General features: G+C 41.7%; 6 protein-coding genes. All 6 read left to right on the top strand.

All coding sequences use genetic code 11. The features are described 5' to 3' along the window. Positions 1 to 651 (top strand): ATP-grasp domain-containing protein (locus F6K38_RS13355; RefSeq protein ID WP_287356713.1); only part of this gene is annotated, 651 nt, incomplete at its 5' end. Positions 652 to 750: 99 nt separating this feature from the next. Next, positions 751 to 1,602 carry a GNAT family N-acetyltransferase gene (locus F6K38_RS13350; RefSeq protein WP_287356711.1) on the top strand — a complete coding sequence of 284 codons (852 nt, stop codon included), beginning with the start codon at positions 751 to 753 and terminating at the stop codon, positions 1,600 to 1,602. Positions 1,603 to 1,806: 204 nt separating this feature from the next. Then, on the top strand, positions 1,807 to 2,343 hold the full coding sequence (locus F6K38_RS13345; protein WP_287294185.1) for a hypothetical protein: 537 nt from the start codon (positions 1,807 to 1,809) through the stop codon (positions 2,341 to 2,343). A 122-nt stretch (positions 2,344 to 2,465) separates the two neighbouring features. Next, on the top strand, positions 2,466 to 4,007 hold the full coding sequence (locus tag F6K38_RS13340; protein WP_287294183.1) for a hypothetical protein: 1,542 nt from the start codon (positions 2,466 to 2,468) through the stop codon (positions 4,005 to 4,007). A gap of 56 nt (positions 4,008 to 4,063) precedes the next feature. Beyond that, positions 4,064 to 4,960, top strand: a complete 897-nt coding sequence (locus tag F6K38_RS13335; RefSeq protein ID WP_287294181.1) for a GNAT family N-acetyltransferase — start codon at positions 4,064 to 4,066, stop codon at positions 4,958 to 4,960. Positions 4,961 to 5,391: 431 nt separating this feature from the next. Beyond that, the coding region (locus F6K38_RS13330) for a non-ribosomal peptide synthetase (protein ID WP_287356709.1) at positions 5,392 to 11,786 on the top strand (6,395 nt) is incomplete at its 3' end.

Genomic DNA, 11,786 nt, shown 5'->3' with positions numbered 1-11,786 from the left:
GGCGAAGAGTTTGCCTGCGATGGTTTCTGGGACAAAAATGGTAAAACCATAATCACTGGTATTTATCAGCATCCTTTCCTCTCAAACTCCGATGTAAGTGACACATTATACTATACATCGAAACAAGTAGTAGCTAAAACAATAGAGCCCACCATGGCAGTGATGAACTATATTGGAGCTAAGCTTGATCTACGCCGTTTTCCGTTTCATTTTGAGTTTAGACTATCTAGTAATGGAACTCTCTTCCCTATTGAATTAAATCCCTTGCGCTTTGGAGAAGTTGCTCTACCTGACACTGTAGAGTATGCTTTTGGTTTCAATCCCTATGAGCTTTTTTTTACCGATGAATCTCCTGATTGGAATTCCCTACTAGCCAATGTAGATACTTCTAAGATTTATGCCTTTATTATTGGTAGTTTGCCACCCCATTATACTCCAGAACAATATCTTATTGATCAGGAATCATTCCGCAAGATTTTTGGAAATAGACTACTCAACTATTTACCAAGCGATCCGACAATTAGTCCCTTTTTTGGGGTGGCGCATATTGTTGCGGATAAAGTCGAAGATGTGCTTGACTATTTACATCTTGATTTTGAACGGTTTCTGCATCCATGTTTTGAACCTAGTCCAATTAAATTAGCGTTATAGTTCAAGTCAAGATTGACAGGTTTTGTCTAAATACCAAAATTGAGTATTGACTATGCCATTTACAGTGGCGCTTACAAGATTTAAAACACGAGCAAACAAATGACTATTACACCAGAAGATAATTTTCAAGTTCGTCCTATGACCAAAGATGATATTAAAATTGCCTTAAGCTGGGCAGTATCTGAGGGGTGGAATCCAGGTATTGATGATGCTGATAATTATTATATTGCTGATCCTGGGGGATTTTTAATTGGAGAATTAAATGGAAAACCGATTAGTTCTATTTCTGTAGTGCGATATGAACCTCAATTTAATTTTATTGGTCTTTATATTGTTAAACCGGAAGAACGAAAAAAGGGATTTGGTTTAAAAACATGGCAAGAAGCATTGAATTTAATTTCTGGGCAGCCTGCTGCTCTTTATGCTGTCTTAGAACAAGTTAATAATTATCAAAAATTTGGTTTCAAACCTGCTCATTCTAATTTCCGTTATCAAGGAATAATTGTCGGCACAATTTCGCCAGATGTCAGGGATTTAAAGTCTATTGATTTTGAGCAACTTTGTCGTTATGATCGGCGATATTTTCCTAGTCATCGTTCTCATTTTCTTTCGAGATGGATTAACCAACCTCATGGGCAAGGTTACGCTATCCTTAACGATGGTGAGTTGGCAGGCTATGGAGTAATTAGAAAAGCTACAGATGGCTTTAAAATCGGTCCTATATTTGCAGAAAATGAAGACATAGCAGAAAAGTTATTCTTAGCCTTAGCTACTTATGCTGAAGGAAGTCCTATATATGTAGACGTACCTAATCTTAATAAATCGGCTATTATCTTATTTGAAAATTATCAAATGAACCCTATGTTTGAATGTATAGCCATGTATACAGCAGAACCCCCTAATATTGATGGGTACAAGGTTTTTGCTGTTACTAGTGTGGAATTAGGTTGACTTTTATATTCCCAGATAAGTGTAAAGGATTGCAAACAAATTCACAATTTATGCAGTCAATTTGTGATAACTGTAAACAATTGTAATTTTATTTAATTTTTTTGTTACAAAAGGATAGCAAAACACTCTCCAGATGGTAGAAGTAATTCTGGTGATTGCTTTAGCAAATCAACTCAGCTCAAACTCCTAAAGGAGAAAAGGGAAGTGCATCTACAGGGTCAAAAATTTGCTCACGTTAACAGCATTGCCCACGAGGGCAAAATCCTAGTTTTTGGAACCACAGCTGACGGGAAGATTTACTACACAGTTAAGCGCAGTGGCTTTGAGGATACAGCACTCCAGGATAATCAGGACCCCCTTAGTTTTGAACCTTGGAAGCTGCTTCCTCTAGACCGCTCTGTGCTAGATCAATCCGTATTAGATCATGAGCAGGGGGAGTTCACCGATAAAGATGGTAATCAGTTGTTGCGATCGCGCTATGGTGAAGTAGCCGAAACAATTGAGTCTGCCGTTGCTCCAGTGCAGTTAGTTTCAGGTATAGGACACTTGTATGTGTTCCGGCAGTCGATTGGTAACAAGCTACTGGTAAATCGCTTTGTACTCGATGGCATCAAAAATGAATTGGTTCCCAAGCTGGAGGTAAGGTTCCAACGCTCTCGTCAGAAGTACCTACCGGCGGAGAGCATGAAAATTGACAAGGCAGAGGGAAAGCTGAATAATATTACTTATTATCAGGATTAACGAATATATTTTTCACTCTATCCAATTAGATTACTCAATAAAACTATGGGATTGTTTGTTTAGCATACTCAAAATGTAAAAACCAAGTATTTCCAATATAAAACTGTAACCCTGAGGTAAAAATGCAGAGCAGTAATTATCAGTTGCAGTCTAGTAATATTGAATTAGACTTCTTACCTGAACATTTAAGAAATGGTGAGATTGTTGATATTCCAGATCTCGTCAAGAAACTAGACACTGCGAACCAAGCTCTTAAAACAAGACCAAGACTAGGAGATCAACTTCAATCCTTAACTGCCTCTAGCACAGTTGTTCAGGAGGGAGAGCGTTTGCGTGAGGCTAATTTTAGTGCCAGTCATGATTTTCGTGAACAACTTGATATTCAGTTGAACAATGCATTCTACTTTAATGCAGGAAATGTTGATTTAGATGATCCAGATGCTCGGTCTATTGTTGAAGCAGCACGTGATTTTCTTAATCCTAGTGATCACAATAGACTTTGGTTGCTTCCTGCATTTATCGAAAGAGAGACGATTGCTCACGTTGCTACACACCATCAAAAGTTGCTTCCAAAAGGTCGTGTTCTCGTTGTAAGTCCAGATCATCAGACATTGACAGCAGCAGCACCACATAGTGATATTGTTATTGATCAGCGGCAAGTTCTAGAACACATTGATACTGATGCCTTACGAGAAGAGGGTTTTTTGCCAAAGAATAGAAATGTTTACTTGAGAGGCAAAGGTACTACCCTTTTAGCTGGCTTCATTTGGGCTATGGCTCAAGGGTTAATTGATGATCAAACTTATGTTGGTCATACTGATACTGATGAAATCAACCTAGATATTTTCGGTCCCTATTATCAGGCAGGTTCAACAGAAAGGCTTCGTGTTAGTCCATATAGGCCTGCTGAGTATATGGCAGCAGCGGCTGCGTATATGCCAAGTTCTCATAAAATATCTGTTGTCCAACCGGCTAAAGCAGGAGTCCGAAGAAAGGGAGAACTTAACTTGCCGACCTGGATGATGATGGCTAATACTACAATTGGAGATGCCAAAATGAGGTTGATGGGATTGGAGCTTTGCCGAGTTGCATGGCCATCTCCTGGAGAAGCTATTGTTCATGGATCTGTTTATCGAGATATACCGTGGCAAGGAACAACGGGGTTTGATCTTGATCGCTATGCAAAGGCATTCTATCTGGAAATGGGTTTTTGTGAATTTAGAAATCAAGAAAATTATACATTTGTCCAAGTAGGGATTCCTGCTCCCAAAATTGAGGTAAACGGTGTTAAAGAAATAGATGATATTGCACAAGGTGTATTGGCAACAAGTATGTATTCCATACAAGAGCAATTTTACTACCAACAGTTAAGGGAAGGAGGAGCAGCCGAATTTGCTCCGGGATATTCTGATGATCTCATTAAAGCCTTTAATGAGCAGTTCGCCGGAGTAGAGCTGCGTGTCCCATTTACATGCCCTCCTGACATTTCACGAGATGATTGTGGATCTCTGTACATTCCGTCTGAGGATTCTGGTCCAAATGGAGCAATGTATTGTGCTGGGCCATTCTATTATCCGTCGCCAACAAGGATGCTAGAGATGGGAATTATCGATTTAGATAAAATTAGAAACGTCCCAAATCTCAGTACAAGAAACGCAGGATGACTCAGCAAAAGGTAGAATGAAGAATGAATTGGTAAAAAGCGAAAAAGCAGGAAGCCATGGCGGAAGATACCCTCTTGAGTCAGCGGTCATTTTTAAGGCGGATTGAGCGGTCAAATTGGAAGCAGCATCTTGACTCACATCATTTGCTAATCTGTGAGTTCAAACAGTTCCTTGAGCCATTTCAACTTTCACTATTCGCAGACAGGTTTATGGGGTTACTCCGGTTTCGGTGTTTTGAAATAGCCGGAGCAGGAGCAAGTCTCGAAGAACTACAGATTGACTTTCAAGCGCCTGATTACTTTAGTGTAAATATAGCTTTTAGGAATTCGGAGGGGATAAATTTTTTTGAGGATACATTCACAGTTACAGATATCTTAGGGTGGCCGGTGAGTGCCGAACCCCTTTTGAAAACCAAAAGACTAGAAATTAGTCTTTTGTTGCCATCGTATGAACCGGAAATCATTGATTTTATAAAAGAGAGAGATATGTGGAAGATGAGAGGTAAATACTATTCGCCTCTTGTAAACATCCACTCCATCTATCAAAGTGATAAACATGAAGTTACTTGGTATAGGTATTTCTTTGTTCTTCGATTACGTCAGGGCAAAAAGCCAATTGGATTTATCGGCTTTGATCAAAACTCACCACCTAGCTTAATAACCCCTCTCATTAGCCAAATTCCCTATGAAACAGTCATACTTAGCTATGGACTTTCCAAGTGCTATTGGGGACAAGGTCTGATGTCTGAGTCCCTCTGGGCCTGTGTGCCCTGGTTTGTTGCGAGTCAGGGTGTACAAGAGCTGGTAGGAGTTGCAGATATTAATAACAGGGGTTCCCGTCGCATTTTGCAAAAGCTTGGACTACAAGAATCTGGACTTTTGGAGAACCCGATGATCAGTGCTGACCTGAAAGATATGTATAAATTCCTAGTCTACAAAAAAAGATATGTATAAAGTACAAAGGATCGCCTAGGGGTGTTTTAGTATATAATACATCCTAAGGTACTTTAGTACTTGTGAGTAAGCATTCAGCTATCAGCCAAAGGCCTTTGGCCACGCTTCGCGAACAGCTATTAGCTTATGGGCAAGCTACACCAAACAGCTTTTGAATAAGCGATGCAGCTTCGGAACAGGGGGTTTCCCCCACTCGCGCTTTGCATCAAGACAACAGCTAAGCATTCGTTTAATAGTCACGAAAGTCACAGCGCTTGTGGCCTGTGCCACAAAGCTGACGGCTGAATGCTGACGGCTGAATGCTTACACTTGTGATAACCTACACCGACTTGATTACATAACACCGCCTAGTCAGCCTAATACTCCTCTTGATCTGAATTTAAGGCTTATATTACTACACAAAACTAGTAATAAAATTTGGTATTAAAATAATGAATTATCTTCAAAATAAAAATAATGATTTAATATATAATCCAGAAATAAATTCTGTTTATCCTATGTCAGAGGGGCAAAAATGCTTATGGTTGCTCCACCAAATCGCCCCTGACAATACCGCTTACAACGAGTATAATGCAGTCAAAGTAAATTCACCTTTAGATATAGAAGCCTGGAAAGCAACATGGCAAAAAATCGTAGAACGCCATAGCATTTTACGAACCACTTATGGAACGGATAATCAAGGCGAACCTGTGCAAATTATTCATCCTACCATCAAGGTTTCGATGCAGGTGATTGATGCTAAGGATTGGAGTGAAGAACAGTTAAAGAAAGAAATTTTAGCCTGTGCAGATGTTCTCTATGATTTAGAAAAAGACCCCATTATCCGATTATATTTATTTCAGCGTTCCGTAACCGAATGGGTTCAACTGTTTACGATTCACCAGATTGCTAGTGATAGTTTTACCAAAGATTTATTTTTAAAAGAATTCCAACAATTATATCGGGGGATTCCAGTTAAAGAACCTTTAGCTTATACCGATTTTGTCAATTGGGAATCAGAAATGCTGAAGTCACCTTGGGGAGAAAAGCTTTGGCAATTTTGGGAAAAACAATTAGCGGGTGAGTTGCCAATTTTAGATTTACCAACGGATCTAGCGCGCCCCAGTGTAGTTACTTATCGCAGTGATTGCCATGAATTCAAGCTCAATGAAGAATTGGTATCGCGTCTGAAACAACTACAATCCGATAGTATTAGTCTGTTTCAAGTTACGTTGAGTGCCTTTTATGTGCTGTTATATCGCTACACAAATCAAACAGATATTCTTGTCAATATTACCACGGAAAATCGACGGGGTAAAAACGAGTTTAAAAATGTAGCGGGCTATTTTGCAAATTTAGTTGTTGTGCGTTCGCGTAGCGTGGCCCAAAGGCCAGGGAATCTGGACGGTAATACTACTTTTAAGGAATTGCTGCTGCAAGTCGCTAAGACGGTTTCCCAAGCCCTGAAACATGAAGCTTACAATTATCCCTTGAGTCAATTTGTCAAGCAGTTGAAACTGAAAAGTCATTTCCGTCATGGTCTGGTTTATTCTGTCATGTTTAATTGGGGAAAAATCGAGTGGTATGATACAGAGTTTCAAGAGGGATTACTTCAAATTGAGCCTTATCTGCTGGCAGAACAACGTGGCGCTCCCTATGACCTCTCTGTAGAAATGATTGAAGTGGGTGACGAGTTGAATGTGCGATGGAATTATAATAGTGATTTATTTTATCCTGAAACTATAGAACGGATGACGAGGCATTATCTGACCTTGTTAGAGGGGATTGTAGCCAATCGAGAAACGCCCATTTTTAAAATGCCGTTGTTGACTGAATCTGAACGTCATCAGTTATTAATTGAGTGGAATAATACCCAGGTTGACTATCCCAATAATAAGTGCATTCATCAGTTGTTTGAGGAGCAGGTGGAAAAAACACCGGATGCAGTGGCGGTGGTGTTTGAATACCGACAATTAACCTATCGGGATTTAAATTGTCGGGCGAATCAATTAGCACATTATTTACAATCGGAGGGAGTCGGAGCAGAAGTTTTGGTGGGGATATGTGTTGAACGTTCTCTTGAGATGGTAGTGGGAGTATTGGGGACACTCAAAGCCGGTGGGGCTTATGTTCCCATAGACCCAGCTTATCCGATTGAGCGCATCGCCTATATGCTGGAAAACTCTCAATCTTCAGTACTATTAACTCAAAAAAACTTGGTAGCTGGATTACCGGAAAATAAAGCGCAAATCATTTGTTTAGATGCTGACTGGAATCTAGTTAGTCAAGAAACTGACTTAAATCCCAACTGTACTGCTTCTGAGGAAAACTTGGCTTATGTAATCTACACTTCCGGTTCTACAGGTAAGCCTAAAGGTGTAGCAATGAAGCACCTTGCCTTGAGCAATCTGATTTTGTGGCAACTAGAAAGCACGACAGTTTCATCAAGAGCAAAAACCCTGCAATTTGCACCAATTAGCTTTGATGTCTCCTTTCAGGAAATATTTTCAACCTGGTGTGGGGGTGGAACTTTAGTCTTAATCTCAGAAGAACTGCGACGAGACCCTGTTGCTTTGCTACATTTGTTAAGAGCAAAACAAATAGAAAGACTGTTTCTTCCTTTTGTTGCCTTACAGCAGTTAGCAGAGACCGCTCAAACTTTGGGATTGATTCCCACCAGTCTCGTAGAAGTAATAACAGCAGGGGAGCAGTTGCAAATTACTCCAGCGATCGCCAGCTTTTTCTCCCAGCTAAAAGATTGTTCCCTTCATAATCATTATGGACCATCAGAAAGTCATGTAGTCACAGCATTCACCTTAACCGGTTCTACTCAGAATTGGTCAGCACTACCACCTATTGGTCGTCCCATTGCTAACACTCAGATTTACATATTAGATCAATTCGCACAACCTGTACCTGTGGGAATTCCTGGTGAGTTGTACATCGGGGGAGTTTCCCTAGCCCGAGGTTATCTCAACCGCCCCGAATTGACAGAGCAAAAGTTTATCCCTAACCCGTTTAGCAATAAACCAGGTTCTCGCCTTTATAAAACTGGGGACTTAGCCCGTTATTTACCCGATGGTAATATTGAATATCTCGGTCGCATTGATAATCAAGTAAAAATTCGAGGTTTCCGGATCGAACTTGGAGAAATTGAAGCAATACTCGCCCAACACCCCAACCTGCGGCAGACTGCGGTGATTGTCCGAGAAGACCAACCAGGGAATAAGCGCTTAGTCGCTTATGTTTGTCCAAATCAGGGGCAAATCCCAACTTCGGGTCAACTGCGCCGCTTTCTTTCTGAAAAGTTACCAGACTACATGGTGCCCGGAACGTTTATCATTCTGGAAGCTTTTCCCTTAACACCTAGCGGCAAAGTAGATCGCAGGGCTTTACCCATCCCCGATGCTTCCACTATCGCCAATGAAACCAGTTTTGTTGCCCCCCGGGATTCGGTAGAACTGCAACTAGCTCAAATTTGGTCAGAGATTCTGGGTGTTTCTCCCATCGGAGTTCACGACAACTTTATTGAATTAGGCGGACATTCCTTGTTAGCCACCAAAATTATCGGGCTAGTGCGCGATCGCTTCCAGGTAGAATTACCCCTGAATTGCTTATTTGAGTTTCCCACAGTTGCTGAGTTAGCCAAGGAGGTTCTTCAGCAAGAGGGATTAACTATTGGACCACCCCTACAACCCATTTCACGAGAGCAAACCATTCCTTTATCTTTTGGGCAAGAACAACTGTGGTTTCTCAACCAGTTAACGCCAGAAAAACCAGTCTACAACGAAACCTTGAGCATTCATCTAGGTGGAGATATCAATATTACTGCCTTGGAAGAAAGTCTGACGGAACTCATCCGCCGTCACGAAATTCTGCGAACGACCTATCGAGTCCTTAATGGTCAACCTTGCCAGGAAATTCATCCACCATCTGTATTTACTTTACCAATAGTCGATTTGCGGGAATGGTCAGAAACCGCAAGAGAAAGAGAAGCACTGCGTATTGCCACCGAACAGCTTCGCCAAGGATTTGACCTCACCCGAGGACCCTTGCTGCGAGCTACTCTGATTCAGCTTGCTTCAGACAACTATCGGCTCTACTTCGCTATTCATCACAGTGCTATAGATGCCGAATCATTTGTGCATATTATCCAGGAATTAGAAATTATTTATACGGCATTTTCTCAAGGTTTACCCTCACCTCTGCCAGAATTACCCATACAATATGCCGATTTTGCGGTTTGGCAACGCCAGCGGTTACAGGGAAAAGTTCTGTCCCATCAGCTTGCCTACTGGGAGAAAAAACTAGAAAATTTACCCCAGTTACAACTTCCCACTGACCGTCCTCGCACTCCCCAAACCACTTTTACCGGTTCATTTCTTCGTCACCGACTGCCCTTTGACCTAATCGAAAAGCTCATTTCTCTTAGCCGCAAAGAAAGTGTTACCTTATTTGTGACCTTCGCCACAGCAATCAAAGTTTTGCTTTATCGCTATTCGACCCAGGAAGATATTGTTCTAGGTACTGTTATTTCCCAACGGGATCGACCGGAGTTAGAAGGAATCATTGGAAACTTTCTCAATGCTTTAGTCTTGCGTAGTGACCTCAGCGGCAACCCTAGTTTCTGCGAACTGTTAAAGCGAGTCCGGAATGTTTGTTTATCAGCTTACTCCCATCAAGATCTGCCGTTCCAGAAGGTGGTAGAAGCCCTTCATCCCGATTACCAAGTCAACCAAAATCCCATCTTTCAGGTGGCTTTTACCATCGATCCACCTCTAGTAACGGAAGACAAGTTAGGATGGAAAGCGTTTTACTTTGACGTAGATCCTGAGATTTCTAAGTTTGACATCACTTTCTATCTCTTAGAGGAAGAATCGGAGGGAATGGTTCTTCTGACTGAATACAACACTGATTTGTTTGATGCCACTACAATTAAGCGGATGAGCGGCCATTTGAGTACAATGCTCGTGGGAATCGTTACCAATCCCAACCAAAGCATTTCTGAATTACCTTTGTTGACTGAAAGTGAGCGTCATCAGTTGTTGGTAGAATGGAATAATACTCAAGCTGAATATCCCAAGGATAAGTGCATTCATCAGTTGTTTGAGGAACAAGTAGAAAGAACACCGGATGCAGTGGCGGTGGTATTTGAAGAGCAAAAATTAACTTATCACGAGTTAAATTGTCAAGCCAATCAACTGGCGCATTATTTGGAAAATATGAGGGTAAGACCAGAGGTATTAGTGGGCATCTGTGTCGAACGTTCTCTGGAGATGCTGGTGGGATTATTGGGGATTCTTAAAGCAGGTGGGGCTTATGTGCCATTAGACCCTAATTATCCTACCGAACGCATTGCCTATATGCTGGAAGATTCCTCGGTGCCAGTTTTGTTAACACAATCTAAGTTGCGTGATCGACTTCCAGAAACACAGGCTCAGGTGGTATTGTTGGATGCAGATTGGAATGGGATTAACTCAAAATCCCAACAGAACCCTGTTCATCAAACAATACCTAACAACTTGGCTTATGTGATGTATACATCTGGTTCAACGGGCAAACCGAAAGGAGTTATGGTTGCTCATCAAGGATTGTGCAATTTAGCTTTCGCTCACAATAGACTTTTTGATGTCGAGCAAAACAGTCGCATTCTCCAGTTTGCGTCTTTTAGTTTTGATGTTTCAATCTGGGAAATTGTGATGAGCATTTGTTCTGGGGCGCGACTATTTATGGGAACGACTGAATCATTGCGACCCGGAGCAGAGTTAATAGAGTTATTACAAAAGCAAGCCATTACTCATGTCACTTTATCACCATCAGCGTTCTTCACTTTGACCAATCAAACTCTGCCAACCTTAGAGAATATTATTGTGGGCGGAGAAGCTTGTCCCAAAGAGTTGGTAGAGCAATGGTCAGTGGGTCGGCGCTTTTTCAATGGCTACGGACCGACAGAATCTACTGTTTTTGCAACTGTAGCCGAATGTACCAACATCAATCACAAACCACCGATCGGTCGTCCGATTGCCAACACCGTTATCTATATCCTGGACAAACATCTCCAACCCGTACCCATTGGTGTACCCGGAGAACTCCATATTGGTGGCGTGGGTTTAGCCCGAGGCTATCTCAACCGTCCCGAATTAACAGAGCAAAAGTTTATCCCTAACCCGTTTAGCAATAAACCCGGTTCTCGCCTCTACAAAACTGGGGATTTAGCTCGTTATTTACCCGATGGAAATATAGAGTTTATTGGACGTATTGATCATCAAGTAAAAATTCGAGGTTTCCGCATCGAACTTGGAGAAATTGAAGCAGTACTTGCCCAACATTCCAAGGTGCGAGAAGCTGTAGTCATTGCCCGCGAGGACATTCCAGGAGACAAACGCCTGGTTGCCTATTTAACTACCAATGACGCCAAAACTACAATCAATGATTTGCGTTCCTTCCTCAAAACTAAGCTACCCCACTACATGATTCCTGCTGCTTTTGTCTTTCTCGAAGCAATGCCCCTGACTCCTAACGGTAAAGTCAATCGTCGTGGTTTACCTGTCCCCGATGCTTCAAGTTTGGTTCCAGAAAGCAGTTTTGTTGCTCCCCGGGACTCGGTGGAATTACAACTAGCTCAAATTTGGTCAGATATTCTCGGTGTTTCTCCCATCGGAGTCCGAGATAACTTCTTTGACCTCGGTGGTCATTCTCTGTTAGCAGTGCGTCTGATGGCTGACATTGAGAAAGAATTTGGCAAAAATTTATCTTTAGCCGCCCTTTTCCAAGGCGCTACCCTAGAACAATTAGCCATTCTACTGCGCCAAAAAACTGATACTCACTCTTGGTCTCCCTTAGTTGC

Origin of the sequence: Moorena sp. SIO3B2 (assembly GCF_010692525.1) — a bacterium.
Classification (GTDB): Bacteria; Cyanobacteriota; Cyanobacteriia; order Cyanobacteriales; family Coleofasciculaceae; genus Moorena; species Moorena producens.
The sequence above is the reverse complement of the archived record's forward strand: the minus strand, read 5'-3'. Positions and strand labels throughout refer to the sequence as shown.